General features: G+C 66.6%; 18 protein-coding genes. 16 read left to right on the forward strand and 2 right to left on the reverse strand.

The window, feature by feature from the left end; translation table 11 throughout:
- Positions 1 to 19 precede the first annotated feature (19 nt).
- The 16 genes from WS78_RS16715 (at position 20) to WS78_RS38105 (ending at position 18,916) form a co-directional block, all read left to right on the forward strand.
- Positions 20 to 6,118, forward strand: a complete 6,099-nt coding sequence (locus tag WS78_RS16715) for a toxin TcdB middle/N-terminal domain-containing protein (RefSeq protein ID WP_059575848.1) — start codon at positions 20 to 22, stop codon at positions 6,116 to 6,118.
- 422 nt (positions 6,119 to 6,540) lie between these two features.
- Positions 6,541 to 6,984: a hypothetical protein gene (locus WS78_RS16725; protein ID WP_038744423.1), complete on the forward strand. Its 444-nt coding sequence runs from the start codon at positions 6,541 to 6,543 to the stop codon at positions 6,982 to 6,984.
- On the forward strand, positions 6,981 to 7,949 hold the full coding sequence (locus tag WS78_RS16730) for a hypothetical protein (RefSeq protein WP_059575841.1): 969 nt from the start codon (positions 6,981 to 6,983) through the stop codon (positions 7,947 to 7,949). The genes WS78_RS16725 and WS78_RS16730 overlap by 4 nt, the downstream gene beginning before the upstream one ends.
- A gap of 127 nt (positions 7,950 to 8,076) precedes the next feature.
- On the forward strand, positions 8,077 to 8,394 hold the full coding sequence (locus WS78_RS16735; protein WP_038744425.1) for a hypothetical protein: 318 nt from the start codon (positions 8,077 to 8,079) through the stop codon (positions 8,392 to 8,394).
- Positions 8,395 to 8,559: 165 nt separating this feature from the next.
- Entirely contained in the window at positions 8,560 to 8,835 is a 276-nt protein-coding gene (locus WS78_RS16740) for a hypothetical protein (protein WP_038744426.1), read from the forward strand.
- Positions 8,836 to 9,682: 847 nt separating this feature from the next.
- The gene (locus WS78_RS16745; RefSeq protein ID WP_038744427.1) at positions 9,683 to 9,997 is read left to right on the forward strand and encodes a hypothetical protein; all 315 of its coding nucleotides are present in this window, start codon (positions 9,683 to 9,685) and stop codon (positions 9,995 to 9,997) included.
- Positions 9,998 to 10,154: 157 nt separating this feature from the next.
- Positions 10,155 to 11,381 carry a YcaO-like family protein gene (locus WS78_RS16750; RefSeq protein WP_059575839.1) on the forward strand — a complete coding sequence of 409 codons (1,227 nt, stop codon included), beginning with the start codon at positions 10,155 to 10,157 and terminating at the stop codon, positions 11,379 to 11,381.
- Complete coding sequence (locus tag WS78_RS16755; protein ID WP_059575837.1) at positions 11,378 to 12,028, forward strand: TfuA-like protein; 651 nt, start codon at positions 11,378 to 11,380, stop codon at positions 12,026 to 12,028. The genes WS78_RS16750 and WS78_RS16755 overlap by 4 nt, the downstream gene beginning before the upstream one ends.
- A gap of 1 nt (position 12,029) precedes the next feature.
- Complete coding sequence (locus WS78_RS37105; protein WP_038744429.1) at positions 12,030 to 12,797, forward strand: aKG-HExxH-type peptide beta-hydroxylase; 768 nt, start codon at positions 12,030 to 12,032, stop codon at positions 12,795 to 12,797.
- On the forward strand, positions 12,787 to 13,395 hold the full coding sequence (locus tag WS78_RS16760) for a TIGR02466 family protein (protein ID WP_161788635.1): 609 nt from the start codon (positions 12,787 to 12,789) through the stop codon (positions 13,393 to 13,395). The genes WS78_RS37105 and WS78_RS16760 overlap by 11 nt, the downstream gene beginning before the upstream one ends.
- Positions 13,392 to 14,006: a hypothetical protein gene (locus WS78_RS37110; RefSeq protein WP_038744430.1), complete on the forward strand. Its 615-nt coding sequence runs from the start codon at positions 13,392 to 13,394 to the stop codon at positions 14,004 to 14,006. The genes WS78_RS16760 and WS78_RS37110 overlap by 4 nt, the downstream gene beginning before the upstream one ends.
- Positions 14,003 to 15,343 carry an MFS transporter gene (locus WS78_RS16765; protein ID WP_059575835.1) on the forward strand — a complete coding sequence of 447 codons (1,341 nt, stop codon included), beginning with the start codon at positions 14,003 to 14,005 and terminating at the stop codon, positions 15,341 to 15,343. Before WS78_RS37110 ends, WS78_RS16765 begins: the two co-directional genes overlap by 4 nt.
- A 49-nt stretch (positions 15,344 to 15,392) precedes the next feature.
- Positions 15,393 to 16,391 (forward strand): methyltransferase, encoded by a 999-nt coding sequence (locus WS78_RS16770; protein ID WP_059575833.1) that lies wholly within the window; start codon positions 15,393 to 15,395, stop codon positions 16,389 to 16,391.
- A 35-nt stretch (positions 16,392 to 16,426) separates the two neighbouring features.
- Positions 16,427 to 17,104 carry an O-methyltransferase gene (locus WS78_RS16775; RefSeq protein ID WP_052145004.1) on the forward strand — a complete coding sequence of 226 codons (678 nt, stop codon included), beginning with the start codon at positions 16,427 to 16,429 and terminating at the stop codon, positions 17,102 to 17,104.
- Between the two features lie 166 nt (positions 17,105 to 17,270).
- Positions 17,271 to 18,443, forward strand: a complete 1,173-nt coding sequence (moeB, locus tag WS78_RS16780; RefSeq protein WP_059575831.1) for a molybdopterin-synthase adenylyltransferase MoeB — start codon at positions 17,271 to 17,273, stop codon at positions 18,441 to 18,443.
- 29 nt (positions 18,444 to 18,472) lie between these two features.
- Complete coding sequence (locus tag WS78_RS38105; RefSeq protein WP_269434498.1) at positions 18,473 to 18,916, forward strand: MoaD family protein; 444 nt, start codon at positions 18,473 to 18,475, stop codon at positions 18,914 to 18,916.
- A gap of 94 nt (positions 18,917 to 19,010) precedes the next feature.
- On the opposite strand, the gene WS78_RS16790 is transcribed toward WS78_RS38105, so the two are convergent.
- Both WS78_RS16790 and WS78_RS16795 read right to left on the reverse strand, forming a co-directional pair.
- On the reverse strand, positions 19,011 to 19,559 hold the full coding sequence (locus tag WS78_RS16790) for a single-stranded DNA-binding protein (RefSeq protein ID WP_038744435.1): 549 nt from the start codon (positions 19,557 to 19,559) through the stop codon (positions 19,011 to 19,013).
- A 113-nt stretch (positions 19,560 to 19,672) separates the two neighbouring features.
- A complete protein-coding gene (locus WS78_RS16795; protein WP_038744436.1) occupies positions 19,673 to 20,860 on the reverse strand; it encodes an MFS transporter in 1,188 nt (395 codons plus the stop codon).
- Positions 20,861 to 21,017: the final 157 nt, after the last annotated feature.

The raw sequence follows: 21,017 nt of genomic DNA on the forward strand, positions 1-21,017 counted from the left end.
TCCGATCGGGAGGCGAACCGTGGCCAAGACAAGCGGTACCGCTGACGAGATCCTGAACCTGCCTTCCGGCGGCGGATCGGTCAGCGGCGATGGGGGCGACTTCAGCGTCGATCTGAACACGGGCACCGCGACGCTGAAGTTCGATCTGACGGTGCCGGCCGGCCCGAACGGCATCACGCCGCCGCACACGCTGCAGTATTCGGCGGGCACGGGCGACGGGCCGTTCGGCCTCGGCTGGTCGCTCGGGCTGATGACGATCCGCCGCAGGATCACGCCGGCGACGGGCGCGGCCGAGCCCGCGCCGCCCGGCGCGTGCACGCTCGTCGGCGTCGGCGAGCTCGTCGACATGGGCGCGCGGCGCTTTCGGCCGATCGTCGATGCGACAGGACTGCTGATCGAATTCACCGGCGCGTCGTGGACGGCCACCGACAAGACCGATACGCAGTACACGCTCGGCACGAGCGCGAACGCGCAGATCGGCGACGGCGGCGCGCTGCCCGCCGCGTGGCTCGTCGATCGCTGCACCGACAGCGCCGGCAACGCGATCGCGTACACGTGGCTCGCCGACGGCGGCAACCGCGTGCCGCAGACGATCGCGTGGGGCACGTACCAGCTCGTGTTCGTCTACGAGAGCCGGCCGGACGTGCTCGTCGACGGCGGCTACGGCGCGCCCGTCACGCTCGACAAGCGCTGCAGCCGCATCGAGCTGCACGCGAGAACCGAAGCGCAGAGCCTCGTGCGCAGCTGGACGCTGCTGTACGACGACGACAACGGCCACGGCCGCTCGCTGCTCGCGACGATCCGCGAGCAAGGCCACGCGGCGGACGGCTCGATCCTCGCCGCGCCCGATCGCACGTTCGCGTACTCGAAGCCCGGCGCGCCCGCGCTCGTGCCGGTAACGGGCTGGACGACGCCGCTGTCCGATCCGAACACCGATCTCGTCGACCTGAACGGCGACGGGCTGCCGGACATCGTCCATCTCGGCGACGGCATGCCGACGATGCATCCGAACCTCGGCGGCGGCCGGTTCGGCGCGCCGCGCCCGCTCGCGCGCACGGCCGCGCCGCTGCGCCTGTCGGCGCCGTCCGTCGCGTTCGCGGACATGTCGGGCAACGGCAGCGTCGACGTGCTCGTGCTCGACGAGCCGTTCTCCGGCTACTACCCGCTATCCGCGCCGGGCGGCTCGGAGCCCGCGGGCTTCGGCCGGCCGATCGTGTTCGAGCGCGCGCCCGCCGTCTCGCCGAGCGACGTGCGGCTGCGCTTTCTCGATCTGAACGGCGACGGCATCACCGACATCCTGCTCGACACCGGGCGCGGCTGGCTGATGTACCTGCGCGACGGCCCGACGACGTGGTCCGACGCGCCGCGCGTGCTGCCGCCCGCGCGCACGCCGCCCGTATCGCTCGCCGATCCGCACGTGCATCTCGCCGACATGACGGGCGACGGGCTGATGGACATCGTGCGCGTGACGGGCAGCGGGCTCACGTACTGGCCCGCGCGCGCGGACGGCGGCTGGGACGCGGCGATCGCGATGACGCCGTCGCCCGCGTTCGCGCGCGATTTCGATCCGCGCCGGCTCGCGCTGTATGACGTCGACGGCGACGGCTGCGCGGACCTCGTCTACGTCGGCCTGCAATCCGTCACGCTATGGCGCAACGTCGGCGCGACGCGGCTCGCCGCGCCCGTCGCGATTCCCGGCACGCCGGTCGCGGTTCCGGGCAGCTACCGGGTCGTCGACCTGCTCGGCTCGGGCACGGCGGGCGTGCATTTCCAGCTGCCGTCGATCGCGGGCGCGTCGCGCCAGGCCTATCTCGATCTCGGCGGCGGCGCGAAGCCGTATCTGCTGACCGATCTCACGCACGGCGCGGCGCAGAGCACGCACATCGGCTACCGGACGAGCACCGAATACGCGCGCGACGACGCCACCGCCGGCGCGCCGTGGCGAACCTATCATCCGTTTCCGATCCAGTGCGTTGCGCGCACCGACCAGACCGACCACGGCACCGGCGCGACGACGTCGACCCGCTACGCCTATCACGACGCGCGCTACGATCCCGCGACGCGCACGTTCCTCGGCTTCGGCCGCGTCGACAGCGAACAGCTCGGCGACGCGTCGTGCCCGACGCTGCGCGTCGAGACGACGTTTCATCTCGGGCTCGATCCGGCCGATCCGAGCCGCCCGCTCACGAACGACGACGCGCTCAAGTTAGGCGCGCTGCGCCGCAAGCCGCTCGTCACCGCGACGTACGGGCTCGACGGCTCGCCGCTCGAGAGCCGGCCGTATTCGATCACGCGGCATGCGTACGATGCGCTGCTCGTCGCGTCGACGGCGGGCAACGGCAAGCAAATCGCGGTGCCGTACTGCACGACGTCGACTGAAGAGCGCTGGGAGCGGCAAGGCGCGATCGTGTCGACGCGCACCGTCGACTATCTCGCGATCACGAACGAAGGCGACGTCACGTCGCAACGCACGCGCGCGCAGCGCACGGGCGTCGCCGCGCCCGACCAGGACGTGACGACGACGACCACGCTCGCGACGGGCGGCAAGAACCTGAGGCTGCCGGCACGCATCACGCAGACCGCGCCCGGCGGCGGCATCGTGTCCGCATCGATCTGCTTCTACGACGGCGACGCGTTCACCGGATTACCCGAAGGCCAGGCGACGCAAGGCCTCGTCACACGCATCGAAGACCGCGTGTTCGACGACGCGTTCGCCGCGTCGGTCTGGGGCGACCATCCGCCCGATCTCACGCAGTACGGCTACCACCGGCTGAGCGGCGACGCGTCCGGCTGGTGGAAGACGCGGCGCGCGCACGCCCGCGGGTCGAACGCGACGGGGCCGACGCTCGCGACGAAAGGCCCGCTCGGCGCGCAGCAGACGCTGCAATACGACGCGAACGGGCAGCGCGTCGTCAAGGTGATCGACGCGCTCGGCAACGCGGTGTCGGCGACGACCGACGCGCGCGTGTTCCAGACCGCGTCGCTCACCGACGCGAACGGCCACCTGACGACCGACGCATTCGACGCGCTCGGCCGCGTCGTCGCGACGATCGGCCCGCTCGACACGGCCGCGCTGCCGACGATCGCGTTCGCGTACGCGGCGGGCGCGATCTCGACGATCACGAGCGCCACGCGCAGCGCTCACGGCGGCAACGACACCGTGCCCGCCGTCACGTGGATCGACGGCGCGGGCAACGTGCTCGGCAAGGGCACGCCCGCCGCCGCGCCCGGCCAATGGACCGTCACGAACGCGGTGCGGCGCAACGCGCGCGGCCTCGTCGCCGCATCGTTCCTGCCGTACGCGGCGACGGGCGCGGGCTGGCAGCCGCCGCCCGACGGCACCGGCGCGACCACCTCGATCTACGACGCGCTCGGCCGCCTCGTGCAGCTCACGCGGCCCGACGGGCTCGTCGTGACGAGCCGCCGCGAAGGCGACACGGTGATCACGAGCGAGACATGGCCGGGCGCCGCGGCGGCCGACGTCGAGCGGCAGGTGTACGACGCGGCGGGCCAGCTCGTGTCGGTCGCGCGCAACGCGGGCGATCACTGGGTCGAGCAGCGCTACGGCTATGCGCCGTCGGGCAAGGTCAGCGACGTGACGCTGCCGGGCGGCGCGCACGTCGCGTTCACGCTCGACCTGCTCGGCCGCGTGTTCGCGCAGCAAAGCCCCGACACGGGCCGCACGGTGTTCTTCCTCGACGCATCGGACAACCAGCGCGCGCGCACGAACGCGGCGGGCCAGATCGTGCGCACCGACGTCGACGCGATGAACCGCGTGACGAACGTGTATCACGACGCGGAGGCGACGCCGCGCGTGCGCTACGAATATGCCGACGCGAGCGGCGCGCCGCCCGCCGACGGCATTACCGCGAATCGCTTCACGCGCGTATGGCGCATCACCGACGAGATCGGCGCGGTCGTCTTCGAATACGACGAAGCGGGACGCAAGACGACCACCGCGCGCACCGTCGCCGCCACCGGGCAAAGCTTCGTCACGCGGCGCGCGTACGACGCGCTCGGTCGCCTCGCGAATGCGACGCTGCCCGCGACCGCGCCGGGCGGCGCGGCCCGTACGATCGACTACGGCTATGCGGCCGACGGGCGGCTCGTGAGCGCATCGGGCGTCGTGAAGGACGCGGCCTACGATTTGTTCGGACGCCTGACGTCGATCGATTACGCGAACGGCGCGTCGACGCTGATCGACTACGCGGCGAACGCGGGCGGCATCGCGCGCGTGCGCGTGCTCGACGCATCGCGCAACGTACTGCGCGACACGACGCTCACGCGCCGCGACGGCCTCGCCACGACGCTCGCGAGCGCGAACGCCGCGGACGACAGCGTCGACTTCGGCTACGACGCGCTGCGCCGCCTGACGAGCGCGAACTACCGGCAAGGCGCGACGGCCGCGGACACGCACGGCTGGACCTTCGACGACGCGTTCAACGCGACGGCCGCCACGGACGCGGGCGCGCTGACGTACGAGCCGGGCACGCACCGGCTCGCGTCGATCGGCGGCGCGGCGATCGCGTTCGACGCCGCCGGCCGGATGACGACGGGCCGCTTCGGCGCGGCGGCGTTCGACGCGGCCGATCATCTGAGCGGCGTGACGCTGCCCGACGCGACGCAGATCGCGCACACCTACGACTACCAGGGCCGCCGCGCGCGCTCGACGAAGAACGGCGCGCAAACCTACTTCAGCCCGACCGAGGACATCGAATTCCAGGGCGACGCGGCGATCGTATGGATCACGTTCGGCAGGCAGCGGATCGCGGCCGACATCGGCGGCGCGCTGACCTTCGTGCATCCGAACGCGCTCGGCGTGATGGATCTCGTCACCGATTCGAACGGCGCGTACGGCACGCGCGTGCGGCAAACGCCGTTCGGTTACGCGCGCCCGGCCGACGGCGCGGCGCTTGCGGGCGGCGTCGCCGTGGTGGCGCTCGCGCTCGGCGCGACGGACGCGACGGGCCTCGTCTGCCACGGCCTGCGGTGGTACGACCCGCGCGCAGGCCAGTTCATCAGCCCCGACCCCGTCGTGACGAGCGTGTACACGGTCGGCTCGTGGAACCCGTACGCGTACTGCCTCGGCAATCCGATCCTGCTCGCGGACCCGAACGGCTGCAGCTTCCTGAGCGTGCTCGAGATCATCGGCGTCGCGATCCTCGCGGCGGCTTGCGTCGTCGGCGCGATTTTCACGGGCGGCGCGACGCTCGTCGCGCTCGGCGTGCTGTCCGCGAACATCGGCGGGTGGCTCCTCGCGGGCGTCGCGCTCGGCAGCCTGGGCGGCGCGATCGCGGGCGAGCTCGCCGCGCAGAAGGCGGGCGGCAATCTGTGGGCGGGCGCGTTCCTCGGCGCGTTCCTGGGCGGCGCGACGTCGCTGATCGGCGGCGCGCTCGGCGGCGCGGCCGCGGCCGGCATCGACACGCTGATCGGCGGCACGAAAACATTCCTGTCGTTCGTCGCGGCGGGCGCGATCCAGGGCACGCTCGCGGGCGCGGGCACGGGGCTCGCGATCGGCTATGCGGGCGGCAAGGGCAACGCCGAATCGATGCTGATCGCGATGGCGAAGGGCGCCGCATGGGGCGCGGTGCTCGGCACGCTGCTCGGCGCGGGCATCGGCGCGATCGCGGGCACGGGCATCAGCGGCGCGGCGAAGCCGGACAACTTCCTGAACATCGGCGCGTTCGGCCAGAAGTTCGCGGATTTCACGAGCACGTCGACGGCGATCAACTCGGCCGACAACGCAGCGGGCGTGACCGAATCGCTCGCGCAACTGTCGATGCCGAACGGCTTCAACGCGAGCAACATGCTCGGCCTGCTGCCGAACCTCGTGACGACGAACGAACAGGCGGCGGGCTGGTTCTCGATTCCGATCGGATGGCTCGGGCCGGGCGTGCTGAACGACGCGGGATTCGCGGGGCTCGTCGATACGTCGATGGCGCTCGACCAGGCGGGGCTCAGCTACGCGCACCAGATCTCGCTGCTGCTCGGCGCCGCGCCCTACTTCATCGACTACGCGGCGACGATGGCGCAAATCGTCGACGCGAACGGCGTGAACAGCTTCGAGACGGCGTTCAACAAGGCGTTCGGATCGGGGAATCCGAGCAACACGGGGTGACGCAAACGAACCCGGATCGCGGTTCGCCGTGCTCGCAAACGGAACGACATGGGAAACGAGACAGAAAACGAAATGGGAAGCGCTCGACGCCGCACGCATCGCACGCATCGCCGGGCGTCGAATGTCGACGATCGCTTGCCGCCGCGCAATGCTCGCCCGCGGCGAGCTCGCTCACGCGGAACATCGCCGAGATCCGTTCGCTCTCCTGAGCGCGCGTCGCCTCGCGCGCTCGACGCGTCGGCGCTTTTGAACCCGCGCGCACGCGACCGAGCGTCGACGCAAGCGCCCGCCGCTCCGATCGGCGCGTGTGGCTTCGCGCGAGGCCGCACGCGCTCGATTTCGAGCGTGCCCCGACAGGCGCGACCGGCCGACTGAACCGGACGCCGGCGCCGAAGCGAGATGCCGCGAGGCTGGAGAGTGCGATGAAAGCGTTCAGGCAAATATTCGACGCCATTCAGGCCGAGACGGTGGAGCCCGTATCGGCTCGCATCGGGATTCCGGTTAAAACCGACGTCACCGCGACTTTCGACTGGATAAGCGGCTACCTGGACGCCCATCCTGAATTCGTCGTAAAACTTTATATCCACCGAGCCAATCCCAAATTCGAATCGATCTCGGCGTTGGTGACGAAGAAATCGATGGCGCAGGCGAAACGTTCCGGCGACTTTCAGCTTCTCTTGACCAGTTTCGGCGGCGCCGGACAAGGATCGCTGCCGGGCGTCGCCCGATTCGTGCTGCGGACATACGAATGTCCGGAATGTCATCGCCAGGTGGACATCATTCCACTCGACGGCGTGCCGCCGCCCAAGTGTCAGAACGGCCATTCGCCCCGTGAAATGGAAGTCGCGGCGGGGTCGCCGGCATGAAGTTCGATGCGCTGTTCGAAGCGGGATTCAAGGAGCTGGGCGCCAGGTTCTTCCTCGTCGCGTTCCTGCCGATCCTGTCGGTGGCCGTGTTGATCGTGGGACTGAATGCGTCGGGCGCGCCTGCGGCGTCCCCGTCATGGGCGAGTTTTGCGAAGGCGATACGAGAACTGGACCTGACCCAATCGCTCGGGCTGATATTCGCCGTGCTCGTATTGTCTCTCCTCACCATGCCGTTGCAGGAAGCGCTGGTGCGGGTGCTCGAGGGCTATTGGGGAAAACTGGCGTCATCCAGCCGCCTCGGGAAGCTCTTTTTGAATCGGCAGAAGAAGAAAAGAGACGCGCTGGTCGCCATCGTGCAAAACATCGAACAGCCGCCGACACCGAGCCGGAAATCGGAAGTCGACTCGGCGGCGCGCCGGCTGCTCAAGTACTACCCCGCCGAAGACCGGCTGCTTCCTACGAGCCTCGGCAACGCACTCCGAGCGGCCGAGGATCTCGCGACCAGCCGCTACGGGCTCGACGCCGTGACCGTCTGGCCGAGGCTCTACCCGCACATCGGCGAGGGGCTGGGCCGCCTCGTCGATAGCGCCCGCAACCAGCTCGACGTTTCCGTTCGTCTCGTGCCCACGTTCGTCGTCTGCGCACTCGTGTCGTTCGGATTCCTGTTGCGTCACGGATACTGGCTTCTGGTGCCCTTCGGGTTCGTCGCGATGGCGTGCCTCGGCTACCGCGCGGCGGTGGAATCGGCCGCCGCCTTCGGCGCGGTGATGAATGCGGCCATCGACATCCACCGGTTCGACATGGTCAAGGGGCTGCATTTTCCGATGGCCGACAACCTGGCCTCCGAGAGGCGGATCAACCAGGCGATCAGCAATTTCCTGCGCCAAGGGATTCCCCATGAATTGCCGTACGTGCATCCGAAAGCCGGCGACGAAGGCAAGACGCGAACGACGAACGGCGCGTGACGACACACCGGTGCGCATGCCGACCGACGGCCGAACAGGCGCGAATCTCCGCATGGATCAACTTCCGCTATCCCCTCCGGCCGTCCCACAGCGCTAAACTAAAGGCGCCAAAGCCGGAGAACACACCATGATTCCTCCCGACCCTGAAAGCACCTTCCGCGGCTTGCCGTTGACGCCCGAGCAGAACGCTGAAGTAAGGCATTACATCAAGATTCGAACTCAGCGCGGCTTACCGTGGGACACGCCTGAACTGCAGGCGATGATTCGCGACATGATGCTGCCGCCGGAGGAAGATGCCGGCGCGGCGGATTTCCTGTCGGACGAGACGCGAGCGGTCGCCGAACGCGCGATGTCGTCGGTGGAAGACGAGATGGACCCCATCGAGGCAAACGAGGAATGGCGAGCGGCCATGGAAGCGGAAAACATGAAGGGCCTGCGTCGGTGACGCCCCTTCCCGCGCCACGAAGCCGCCCCGCACGACGCCCCGCCACGCGAGACGACGTATGTCGATCGTCGGCCCCGCCGCGCGTGAGGCGCGCGACGCCGATCGCGTCGGCGCGGCGAAACGCGCGGCGCGCTCATTGAACATCGAACGCACGGGAGAACGACCATGCGACTGATCGAACCGAACGAACACAAGGACTATCTCGCGGCGCTGCACGGCCGCGGCCTGTCGGGAAGCGATTTCGCGCTTCGCGAAACGGACACGACGGACCCGAAGAGCGACGAAAACTTCGGCCAGATGGGCTTCGTCACGATCACCCGACGCTCGACGCACGTGACGAAGGAATATCCGCTCGGCGACGCGAGCGACTGGCTCCAGCACTTCAAGAACGATTTAGAAACGGGCGCGTTCGACGAAGCGAACGACAGCCAGCACACCTGAGCGTGACCGGCACGCGATGCGTTGCCGCCCGAACGCGTACGCCGAAATCGTCCGCCGCTGCATGCGCGAAGCCGGCATCTCGACGGCTCCGACATCATCCGAACCGGAAACGTCCCGCATGCCGTCGGCGGGCCGCCATCGATCGCGCGACGACCGCAGCAAACTCATTCGCGAACGTTCAATGCAGACGGGCAACCTTGGCCATCGCCGACACTTGAATCGAACATGCGCTCGGCGCGCCTGTGCCCGGCGCGGCGCCGCGCGCACCGCGTAACTCGGCGACATCCTGTTGAACGTTCGGCCGTCGCCGGTTACGCGTCGCACAAATCCGAGGATCTCTCGTTCCCGATGCGCGTCGATCAACGAGATCAACGCAATAAACGCGACAATCTCGACAAACGCGGAATATTCCGAATGCCGCATGCGAGCACGCGCGGCGCCAGCCGGACCACCCGTCCTCACTAACCGGCCGATCGTTTCACGCCGCGTATCGCGCAAGGCCGCACGCGTGCGATCCATGCACGCCGCCGAAGCGCCGTCGAACCGATTTCACACGGCACGCCGCCCTCCGAACATCGCGGTTTTCGTGCAACTCGCCATTACCGTGAATTAGGGCCATGTCTTTCGATTCAATTCAGGCGCCGAATCAATAACCTGTCATCTTAGACAGGAACCTTTAAATTAGCTTGCTGTTTGTTTATTTAACATGCTAGCCTTCCCAGGCCTTGGATATTTGTCAAACCGGATAATCAATTTTTTTGATTATTTACAAAAATTCCATGGCGGCAATCCGACTTCATGCTGACTGATGTCTTCTTATGTTGATCTATCCATTGAGGAGCAATATATGAGTATCGTCGCTGGACCTTTCCCGTATGAAAACATCACGCGCCGCACGACCGACGAGGAACGTGCTCAAATCGAACGCATCGATCTGAACGACGGCGACATCGAACGTCTCGTCGATCTGTTCCGCGACGGCCTGCGCGAAACGGCGCAATTTCACAGCGCCGCCGTGCAAAACAACTTCCAGATCCGCGCCGAGGTTTCCGTCCGCCTGTCCCGGCCGATCCAGAGCGAGGACGGCGCCAGGGTCGAGGAAATCGTCAGTCGCAGCACCATCGACGAAACGATCGAATCGAAAAAGGTCTTCAAGAACTGATCCTTTCGTCTCGACGAATCACCCCTAAATGATTCAAGTCGCCCCGCAGTGCAGCATTTACTGTCGGGCGATTATCGATTCATTTATCGCCTCAATGATTTCCATCTTTATTGCGCATGACTGACATGCCACATTTGCTTTTCATACAGGCAGTGTGATGCAAGAACATCCGGTCTATTTCGAGACATCCTCATCTTCGAATCAGTCGTTCATGCCGCCGTCGTCACATGACCTGGCCGAAACGCTGGCATTGACGCAACCCTATCTCGAACGCTGCGGAATCACGCGGGTGACGGATATCACGCGGATGGACGTCATCGGCGTGCCGGTGTATTCGGCCATTCGCCCGCTGTCGCTGACGCTCGCCGTCAATGCCGGCAAAGGCATGACGCGCGAAGCGGCCAGGATCAGCGCGATCATGGAGGCGATCGAGTATTGGCATGCGGAGCGGATACCGGCCGAGACCGCGCATTTTGCGTCCTCGGCCGCCATGCAGGCCGAGCACGGCATTTCGATACTCGACTTTTGCCCGGAACTGGGCGCGACGTTGAAGCGCACGCAACCCATCGGCTGGGTGCCGCTCGAAAACCTCTCGGGCGCGGGCAACGTATTCGTGCCGATGGAGTGCGTGTTCATGCCGTGCCCGCCCCCGTACGGAGCGAACTTCCTGCGGGCCACCAGTTGCGGGATGGCGTGCGGAACGACGATCGAACAAGCAACCTTGCACGCGATCTGCGAGGTGGTCGAACGGCATCAGCAGTCGTTCGACACCGTCTCGCCCCGCTCCCGCGCGACGCCGCTGCGCCTGCTGGCCGGGGACGCGGCCGGGCTTGCGCAGCGGATCGACGCGGCGGGACTGACGCTCAAGATGCGCTCCCGGTACGACATGGGCCTCTTTTTCGTCGACGCCGTCGTGGCGGCCACGGAGGGCGCCAGCTTGTCGTACGTGAACGGCGGGACGGCGTGCCACTCGGATTTCCAGTCGGCCGCTCGCGCCGCCCTGCTGGAAGCGGTTCAAAGCCGCCTGACGGTGATCCACGGCGGCCGCGACGATCTCGACGAACGTCTCGCGCCATCGGAAAGCAAGACGTACGACGCCAGCAAAGCCGAGATCGAACACATCCTCGACGCGTATTCGAGCGGCATCGAGGTCACGGAACAGGACATCCGCATGCGCTCGCCCGAGCACGCCGTCACGCGGCTGATCGACGAGATCCGCTCGGCCGGCTTTGCGCGGGTCCTGCGCCATCGTTTCACGCAGCCGGACGATCCTCTCCAGGTGGTGCGCGTCGTCATTCCGCAAATGGAGCACTTCTCCCGCGCCACCGGCAAGGTGGGGCGGCGCCTGCTGGATTACATTCGCTCGACGGGAGGGCGGCCGTGATCTGCCACGTGTTCGTCGGCCCCACCGCGTTCGGCTTGCCAAATCGGCTCCTGGTCCGCCCGGATCTGGTGATTCACGGACCGGCCGCGCGCGGCGACATCCGCGCGTTGGGCGGCACGCTTTCGCGCGGCGCGGCCGTCGCATTGATCGACGGCCGCTTTGGAGACGTGCCGTCCGTCGCCCATTGGGAGATTCTGGAAATGCTCGACGCCGGCGTGCGCGTCTTCGGGCTGTCCTCGATGGGAGCCATACGCGCCGCGGAATTGCAACGGTACGGCATGACGCCGTATGGCTCGGTAGCGCAGCGCTTCGTCGACGATCCCGATCTTCCGGATGACGAAGTGATGATGCTTCACTCGCCTCGCCCTCCGTACGCGCCGATTTCGGAGCCGCTGGTTCATTTGCGCGAAGGTGCGCGCCACCTGGTCGCCCGCGAAATTTTGTCCGATGAACAGGCAGCGCGAATCATCGGCGATCTGCGCGAACGATGGTTCGGCGAGCGGACCTGGGAGACGCTGATCGATTCGGCCGCGCAACAGGGCGTCGACCGAAGCGCGCTCCTTCGCGCGCTCGGCGATCCGCAGCGCTACCGGGTCAAGTCGCGGGACCTGGAGAACTTCCTCCATGACGAGCCCTGGGCAAGTTGACATGAAAAAAATCGACGAGATTTTTCACGGACTCCCTTTCCTCGACGAGCCGTTCAAATCGGACCTGCTGCTGACGCTGATCGGCCGGGTGCGAAAAATCCTGGGCGACGACATCGTCGGTCCCGCCATCGACGCCGACTGGCTCGATCCCGATCAAGCCCTGAAGCTTCGAGGCGCCGCCGGCATCGGTTGCGATCTCCCGTTGCTCCCGCTCTCCGCCCTGCAATTGCAGCAGGTGCGATCGGCGCGCGCGAGCATCGTCGAAGCGGCGCCCGAATGGCAGCGGCTGATCCTGTTCCCGGTGAAATACCACCGGCTCGACAGCAGCGACGTGATCGGGTGCTCGTGCTACGCGACACCGCAACGCGTGTTCCTCTCCGACGCCGCATTCGCCACGCCACGAGAACTCTGCGAGCAGATCATCCACGAGCATTGCCATAACTGGATGTACTTCCTCGAGGAACTGATGCCGTTTCATCGAATCGACTACCGGGAAGTCTTCGTCCTGCCTTCCGGAACCGCCAATCGCAATCCGACGGAAGTCATCGGCGCGGCGCACGTCGCCGCGACGCTCGCGCATTGGTACGCGAGGCAGGCCGATGCGCCGTCGCAACGGCGCGTCCGCGACCTGCTCACTTATCTGGACGGCTGCGTCGGCATTCTGCGCGCGCTGCCGCACGATTCATTGCTGCCGGCCGGCGCCGAAATCGCGTCGCTCCTTGCCCGATCCAATGAACGATTCCCCAGGAGAGGCGATCTTGTTTCGTGAAATTGCTCCGTCACTGTGGCAGTGCTGGCCCGTGTTCATTTACCGGCAGGTGCTCGACGACGCGGCCGAGATCAACGCGCGGCTCGCCGACGCGATCTCGAAGCGCGCGTCGACCGAGCCGAGCGCGAAGGCCAGCAACGCCGACGCATGGCAATCCGCGGCGGACTTCTTCGGTCACGACGACGCCGACAGGACGTTCCTCGTCGAGCGCATCACCACCGCGATGCGCCAGATGAACCGGCTGTCCGGCATCACCACCGACGACTTCGACGTCATCCTGGAAGGGTGGAGCGTCATCAATCGCGCGGGGCATCACCACAACCATCACATCCACCACAGCTCGGTCTGGTCCGGCGTGTATTACGTTCGCACCCCGGCCGGCTGCGCATCCGCCGCGCGAGACGGCGCGATCGAATTCATCGACCCTCGCCATGCCGCGCCCGTGACCGCGCGCAGCATCCGGACGATCCGCCCGGTCGGCGGATCGCTGCTGCTGTTCCCGAGCTGGCTCGAGCACTGGGTGCATCCTCACTACGAGGCCGGCGAGCGCATCTGCGTGCCGTTCAACATCTACCTGATGCCGAGGATGAGCCGATGATCGACCTGATACTCGAATGGCCCACCTACATCCTGTCGGGAACGATGCCGCCGGATGCGCTGGCCGCCGCCCAAAAGCGCGCCGCCGATCCGGCCGGCATCCTGCGTCTCGAGGACGCGATCGGCCCGATCGTCGCGGACGCGCCGCACGCGCGGGCGCTCGGCGACGCCGAACTCCGCGAGCCGCGGATCGAGACCTGGTACGCAGGACACCTCGAAGCGCTGTGCGACGACATGCCCGACGCGACGCACATCGTCATCGTCGTGCTCGACGTGTCGAGCGACGAGGCCGCGCCACCGGCGAATTATTCGGGCACCTTGATGATCCGCGACCCCCGCGCGGGCTGCGCCAGCGTCTTCGTTCCCGGCCTGCCGTATGGCCGGCCGTTCGAATTCGTCGCGCGGCCCGGCGCATACGTCTGCTACCCGGCATGGCTGCGCTGCGCGGTTCTCCCCGTCAACGCCGGTCACGAGATCCGCCTGTTGCGCGCCAAACTGGTCATGAAGCGGCCCGGCGCGCACGATCGGCCCGAGCACCGTCAACTCGATCTCGACGGGCGCCCGGACGTAAACGACATCGAACGCGCCGACCGTTCGCGCGCCTCGGCATGAACGCCAATCGAATCCTGAAGATCCTGAAGATCGAATCGATCTCGGTCAACGTGACGCGGCTCCAGATCGGCCTCGTCTGCGTCGGGCTCGCCAGCGACGCGTTCCGTTACGCGTTCGCATGGTGGGTGCTGAAGATCAACGGCTCGGTGGTCGAATTCGGCAGCCTGCTCGCCGCGATGACCTTCGCCCAGACCACGTCGACGCTCGGCGTGGGCGCCCTCGGCGACATGTGGAATCCGATGAAGGTGCTGCGATCGGCCGTGTGCCTTCAGGGCGCGACGATTGCGATCCTCGCGGCGTGGGCCGGATTCGGTCCGTATCATTTCCCGCTCGCGATGCTCTTGTCGATCGTCCTGTCGCTGTTCGTCGGCGCGATCGAACCGTTGACCAACGTTGCGATCGCGTCCATCGCGCCGGCGGGGCAGGTCACGCGAGTCATGGCGCAACGGGGCGCGCTCGCAAGCGGAACGAAGCTGCTGGGCCCGCTCATGGCGGGCGCAATGGTGTCGGTCTTCGGCGCGGCCGGAACCCTGCTCGCCTCGGCGGCATTCGCCGGCGCCTCCTGCTTGATCTTCGTTCCGCTTCGAATCGACGACGACAATCGCGCCGAGCAGCCCGGCGCGATGTCGTTTCTCTCGTCATGGGCGCGCAAGACCGCCGCCGGCCTCCGCACCTTCTATCAAGTGAAGGTCGACTTCTATTTTTGCGTCATGACGTGCATGGCGAACTTCGCGCTCCCCGCGTTTTTTCTGGTCGCGCTTCCTTACCTGGTCATTCAGGTGCTCAACTTCCCCGCCAGCATGCTCGGCATCTTCGACGGCATTTTTTGCGCCGGCATGTTCGTCGGAGGCATGCGCGTGGTGATGTGGCTCAACCGGGCCGTCGGCAAGCAGCATGCCGTGTTTCTGTCGATGGCCGCGCTCGCCGCGATGATCTTTTCGTTCACCGTCACGCGTCAGCCCGTCGTCATGAGCGGCGCATTGTTCATCGGCGGGATGTTCATGATGACGATCTTCGTCAATATCGGCGGACTGCGCGCGGTGGCCACGCCGAAGCACTATCGCACCCGCATGTTCGCCACCGCATCGTTTCTCGTCTCTCTTTCGATCACGCCCGGAATCGCTTTCGTCACGTTCGCCACGCAACGCGCGGGAATCGACGCGGCGCTCGGATCGATCGCGGGCATCTGCATCGTGTCGGCGGTCGCGATCTACTTCATTCCGAACTCGCGCAAGGTTCTCGAGATGACCGAGCGCGACGCCGAAAACGCGTATCAGCGGCTATATCCCGCTGCGTTCCTCAAGCCTGACGCCGGCGGCCGCGAGATGGCCGGCTGACGGATCAGCCTGGCAGGCAATCCGGTTCGCCACTCCATCGACCCATACCATGAGCCCGAACTCCCTGGAAATCATCTTTGCGCAAAGCATCCTGCCTCATGCATTCTTCGCCGCCTTGCGCGTCGGCTTGTATTCGGCGCTCACGCGCGCGCCGGCGCCGGCGGAGGCGATCGCGCGGAAGCTCGGGCTATCGCGGCGCGCGGCCAGCGTGCTGCTCGACTCGCAGGTCCTGATCGGGCTCGTCAAACGGGATTCGGACACGCGCTATAGCGCGAGCGAAGAAGCCGCGACGTTCCTGCATCCGGACGGGACGGGCTATTGCGCGGCCATCTACGACAAGTGGCTCCAAGCGCTGCGCAACCTCGATTCGGCATTGCGGGACGACGCGCCCGCGATCGACGTCACGTCTGCGGCCTTTCAGCCCGAGTGGGTTCATTATGCGAGAAAGAGCCTGGTGTCCTGGCCGGACGAAGCGAGACTCGCGATGCAGGATTGGAGCGACCTCATTGCTCGAGGCCAGGTGCGTCCCGACAGCCGCGTCGCCTACTTCGCGAGCGGCGCGGGGGTATTCGGCATGGCGCTCGCGCAATTTTCCGAGCGCTGCCGCGTCGTGCTGCTCGATCGGCCCGACGTCCTGAGCGTCGCGCGGCGCGTCGCGTCGCTGATGCGCGTCGGCGAGCGCGTGCAATGCCATCCGTTCGAATTGCGGCGAGCAGCCCGCGAGGACGATCGCCGTGCGCCGCTGCCCGCGGTCGACATGGCGATATTCCGCGAAACGCTCCACTATCTTCCGCCCGACGAAGTCCGGATGCTGCTCGAGCGGGCCCGGAACACGTTCGAGCACGTCGACAAGATGCTCGTCATCAATCGATTCCTGAACGACGCGCGCACCGGGCCCCGCCCCTGCTTCATCGACAACGCGTACATGGCCGCCACCTCGCCGCACTGGGAAAGCTACACCGAGTCCGAAATCGGATCGATCTTCTCGGATGCCGGCTATCCGGTACGCACGCAGATCAACGAACGAACCTGGCTCTTCTCTCGCTAGTCCCCATCGATCCACTCACTGCTTAGGCTGCCACCATGAACGCATCCAACGTCTACAGCAATTTCTACAAAGTCGAGCGAACGGGCGGAGATCATCTGAGCGACGGCGGAGGGCCGTTCGGCTTCGACATCACCGTGGCGCTCCAGGCCGATTACCTCATTCGCTTCCATCGATGCGACGCCATACTGGAAACCGGCAGCTTCCGCGGCGACACAACGGCCTATCTCAGCCACGCTTACCCGGACCTGCCCGTCTTGACCTGCGACATCGATCCCGACAACGCGAAGTTCGCGCAAGTCCGGTTGCGCGCGCAGGCAAACGTCACCGCCACACATGCGGATTCCCGCGAATTTCTCCGCCGCCATCTGCCGAAATATCAGCGCCCCTTCGTCTATCTCGACGCGCACTGGTACGACGACTGGCCGCTCGGGCAAGAGCTGGAGCTGATCGATCGCGGCGTGATCTGCATTGACGACTTCGATATCGGGCACCCGCGATTCGCATTCGATCACTACGACGACGTGGTGTGCGGGCCCGACATATTGAAGCCGCATCGCAGCCGAATCCCGTTTTTCTATACGAACAACCCGCTCGGGAAATACCCGTTTCCCTGCCTGCAGATCGGCCGCCGAAGCGGCAAGGCGTACATGGAAATCGGCATGGGGGATTCGGCGTTGTCGCAAAGCGACTGGTTTCTGAAGCGGGAAAACTAGGACGCCGCCATCGACATCGTGATCGCCGATCCCATGCGCTCGTCGAACCTCCGCATCCGCGGTTCTCGGCAGCTCGCCCGTCCGGAGCGATCGCGGGCGCGCGGGCAGCGAATCGGCTCGCTCATCGCGCCCCCCACCGCCTTCAATCGCAATCGGACCACGCCCCATGAAACTGCCCCCGCTCGTCACGAGACGCCCGCCGTTATCCCGCGAGGAATTGTCCCGCTACAGCCGGCACATCCTGCTTCCCGAGATCGGCCTGCAAGGTCAGCAGCGCCTCAAGGGAAGCCGGGTGCTCGTCGTGGGCGCGGGCGGGCTCGGCTCGCCCGTGCTGCTCTATCTCGCGGCGGCGGGTGTCGGTACGCTCGGCATCGTCGATTTCGATCGCGTGGATATCTCCAATTTGCAGCGGCAAGTCATCCACCGAATGTCGACGGTCGGCCGTTTGAAGACCGACAGCGCACGCGACGCGATTCTCGATCTGAATCCGCATGTCGACGTGCGCGCTCACGACGAACGGCTCGACAACGACAACGCCGTGCCGTTGTTCCGGCAATACGACATCGTCGTCGACGGCACCGACAATTTCGCGACCCGCTACCTGGTCAACGACGCCTGCGTCCTGGCCGACAGGCCGTATGTCTGGGGATCGATCTATCGCTTCGAGGGGCAGGCGTCGGTGTTCTGGGAAGCGGCGCCGGGCGGCACCGGCGTCAATTACCGCGATCTGTATCCCGAGCCGCCGCCGCCGGAACTGGCGCCGTCGTGCTCGGAAGGCGGCGTGCTCGGCGTGCTGTGCGCATCGATCGCGTCGATCATGGCGACCGAAACCGTCAAGCTCATCACGGGTGCGGGTGATTCGCTGCTCGGCCGGCTTGCGGTCTACGACGCGCTGGAGATGCGCTGCCGGTTCCTGCCGCTGCGGCGTGCGCCCGGGCGCCAGCCGATCACCGCGCTCGCCGATTATCGGCACTTCTGCAATCCCGCCGTGCGGCAGCCGCCGAACGGGGAGACGATCGCGCCCGGCGTCGACGTTGCGGAACTCAAGCGCTTGCTGGACGCCGGCGCGCCGCTCGAGCTCATCGACGTGCGCGAGCCGAACGAGTGGGATCTCGTTCGCATTCCGGGCGCGCGGCTCGTCCCGAAACAGCAGATGCTCGCCGGCGGCATGACGACGCTCGACAAATCTCGGCGAACCGTCATCTACTGCAAAGGCGGCGCCCGCTCGCAAGAAGTCGTGCAGGCGATGCGGCGCGCCGGTTTCACGGACGTCAGCAATCTCGACGGAGGCGTGCTCGCCTGGGTCCGCCTGATCGATCCGTCGCTGCCGTCATATTGAGCGCGTCGGGCGTCGACGCAACCGTTGCGATGCAGACGAATCCGGCGCGCGACGCCGACGCATTGCGGCCGGGGCGCGCGCGAAGGCACATGCAGAGCGTTCGCGCGGCCGAAACAACTGCGGAAGGCATCGGTCGGCAACCTCGCCGTGTTGCCGACGCCCCCGCTTCCCGCCCAACCGATTCCCTTTTCTTGCCCGCCATGACTATTACGATTCAGATTCCGACCATCATGCGCTCGCTGACGCGCGATCAGAAATACGTCGAAGCGCACGGCCAGACCGTCATCGAAGCCATCGCCCACCTCGAGCGGAACTACCCGGGCCTACAACGACGACTGATGCAGGGCGATCAACTGCATCGCTTCGTCAACATCTATGTCAACGACGACGACATCCGCTTCAACGGCGGCCTTTCTGCTCGTCTGAGGGACGGGGATACGATCACCATCCTGCCGGCCGTGGCCGGCGGCTAGCCCGCGCCGCGACGCACTGCCAACAAAAAAGCCCGCAACCACGAGGGCTGCGAGCTTTCTGGCTACCGCTTCGAAGAGAGACGGTCGGGGCGTCTTAGAACGGAATGTCGTCATCCATCTCGTCGAAACCGCCGCCCGCCGGCGCGCTGGGGCGGCTCGCGCCACCGCCACCGCCGCCGTTGCGCGCGCCCGCCGCGCCGCCGCCCGACGCGCGACCACCGCCACCGCCACCGCTGCGCTCCGTATCGCGGCCGCCGCCGTAACCACCGCCGCCGTAGCCGCCTTCGTCACCGCCGCCGCCCGAACCGCCGCGGCCGCCGAGCATCTGCATCTGGTCCGCGACGATTTCGGTCGAGTAACGGTCCTGGCCGTCCTGGCCTTGCCACTTGCGCGTGCGGATGCGGCCCTCGATGTACACCGACGAGCCCTTCTTCAGATACTCGCTGACGATCTCGGCAAGGCGGCCGAAGAACGCGACGCGGTGCCATTCGGTCATTTCCTTGAATTCGCCGGACGCCTTGTCCTTGTAGCGATCGGTCGTCGCGAGGCGGATGTTCGCCACCGCGTCGCCGCTCGGCAGATAACGCACTTCGGGATCGGCGCCGAGATTGCCGACGAGAATGACCTTGTTGACGGATGCCATGTGTTTCTCCAGTTGATTCGATGCCAAACAGCGCGGCAAAACCGTTCACGGCTTCATCGGCCGGCGTGTGCCGGAGCGGCAACACGCCGTGCGCTTCGAAGGGCGTTCGCGTGTCAGGCTTTGCGCGGCGGCTGTTTCATGCCGGCCGCGATTATAAGCCACACGGCTACGAGCGCCGAGCACGCGAAAAACACCGTGTCCGCGCCGCCGTGCTTCAGCAGCACGCCGCCGACCACGCCGCCCAACGCGAGCCCGATCGACTGCGTCGTGTTGTACACGCCCGTGGCCGCGCCCTTGCGCGAACCCGGCGCGAGCTTCGACACGAGCGACGGCTGCGACGCCTCCAGAATGTTGAAGCCCAGGAAGTAGACGAACAGGATTGCCGCGACAATCAATATCGTATGCGTTGCCATGCCGAGCAACAGTTGGCCGATCAGGATAGCCGCAATTCCGCCCAATAGCACGGGCTTCATCTTTCCCTGTTTTTCCGCGACGATGATGGCCGGCACCATCATCACGAACGCGAGCCCCATCACCGGCAGATAGACCTGCCAGTGCGACGCGACGGGCAGCCCGCCGTCGACGAGAAGGCGCGGCACGACGAGAAAGAGCGCGGTCTGCGTCGCGTGCAGCACGAGCACGCCGAAGTTCAAGCGCAGCAGCTCGACGTTGTGCAGCACTTCGGCGAACGGAGCCGGCACGTGCACGGGCCGCGGCGCGTCCGGCACGACCCAAAGCACGACGCCGATCGCCGCGATCGACAGCGCGCCGACGATCGCGAAGAGCCCGCTCATTCCGACCCAGTGGAACACGATCGGCGCGCCGACGATCGCGACCGCGAACGACATGCCGATCGAGCCGCCCACCATCGCCATCGCCTTCGTTCGGTTGTGCTCGGACGTCAGATCCGCGATGAACGCGAGCACCGCCGACGATACCGCCCCCATTCCCTGGATGACCCGGCCGACGATGATCCACGTGATGTCGTGCGCGAACGCCGCGACGAAGCTGCCGAGCGCGAAGATCAGCAGGCCCGCGGCGATCACCGGCTTGCGCCCGAACTTGTCCGACGCCCAGCCGTAAAAAATGTAAAGCAGCGATTGCGTGACGCCGTAAGCGCCGAGCGCGATGCCGACGAGCACGACGTTGTCGCCGCCCGGGATCGTCTTCGCGTAGACGGAGAACACCGGCATGATCATGAACAGACCGAGCATGCGCAGCGCGAAGATCGCCGCGAGCGACGCGGTCGCGCGCAGCTCGGGTGCGCTCATGCGAGTGGAGGTAGCGGACGGATTGGACATCGGGCGTGTGTTCGATTGAATCGGTGGTCCGCCCGCTGCCGGGCGGCGGGAGATCCGGGCCGGCCGCCTGCCGCCGCGCGCCGCCTCGCTGCGGCCCGGGCGTCGCGAAAGCCCGCTGCCGGGTGGCGCGGGAATTGGTTGGGAGCCTGAAACGACG

It is taken from the genome of Burkholderia savannae (assembly GCF_001524445.2).
Taxonomy (GTDB): Bacteria; Pseudomonadota; Gammaproteobacteria; order Burkholderiales; family Burkholderiaceae; genus Burkholderia; species Burkholderia savannae.

What these genes read in the sequence shown, in the direction of transcription:
- WS78_RS16770 (WP_059575833.1), top strand. Translation starts at nt 15,393, where the DNA reads ATGAGCCCGAACTCCCTGGAAATCATCTTTGCGCAAAGCATCCTGCCT.
- WS78_RS37105 (WP_038744429.1), top strand. Translation starts at nt 12,030, where the DNA reads ATGAAAAAAATCGACGAGATTTTTCACGGACTCCCTTTCCTCGACGAG.
- WS78_RS16740 (WP_038744426.1), top strand. Translation starts at nt 8,560, where the DNA reads ATGCGACTGATCGAACCGAACGAACACAAGGACTATCTCGCGGCGCTG.
- WS78_RS38105 (WP_269434498.1), top strand. Translation starts at nt 18,473, where the DNA reads ATGCAGACGAATCCGGCGCGCGACGCCGACGCATTGCGGCCGGGGCGC.
- WS78_RS16745 (WP_038744427.1), top strand. Translation starts at nt 9,683, where the DNA reads ATGAGTATCGTCGCTGGACCTTTCCCGTATGAAAACATCACGCGCCGC.
- WS78_RS16775 (WP_052145004.1), top strand. Translation starts at nt 16,427, where the DNA reads ATGAACGCATCCAACGTCTACAGCAATTTCTACAAAGTCGAGCGAACG.
- moeB (WP_059575831.1), top strand. Translation starts at nt 17,271, where the DNA reads ATGAAACTGCCCCCGCTCGTCACGAGACGCCCGCCGTTATCCCGCGAG.
- WS78_RS16765 (WP_059575835.1), top strand. Translation starts at nt 14,003, where the DNA reads ATGAACGCCAATCGAATCCTGAAGATCCTGAAGATCGAATCGATCTCG.
- WS78_RS16795 (WP_038744436.1), bottom strand. Translation starts at nt 20,860, where the DNA reads ATGTCCAATCCGTCCGCTACCTCCACTCGCATGAGCGCACCCGAGCTG.
- WS78_RS16790 (WP_038744435.1), bottom strand. Translation starts at nt 19,559, where the DNA reads ATGGCATCCGTCAACAAGGTCATTCTCGTCGGCAATCTCGGCGCCGAT.
- WS78_RS16730 (WP_059575841.1), top strand. Translation starts at nt 6,981, where the DNA reads ATGAAGTTCGATGCGCTGTTCGAAGCGGGATTCAAGGAGCTGGGCGCC.
- WS78_RS16735 (WP_038744425.1), top strand. Translation starts at nt 8,077, where the DNA reads ATGATTCCTCCCGACCCTGAAAGCACCTTCCGCGGCTTGCCGTTGACG.
- WS78_RS16750 (WP_059575839.1), top strand. Translation starts at nt 10,155, where the DNA reads ATGCAAGAACATCCGGTCTATTTCGAGACATCCTCATCTTCGAATCAG.
- WS78_RS16725 (WP_038744423.1), top strand. Translation starts at nt 6,541, where the DNA reads ATGAAAGCGTTCAGGCAAATATTCGACGCCATTCAGGCCGAGACGGTG.
- WS78_RS37110 (WP_038744430.1), top strand. Translation starts at nt 13,392, where the DNA reads ATGATCGACCTGATACTCGAATGGCCCACCTACATCCTGTCGGGAACG.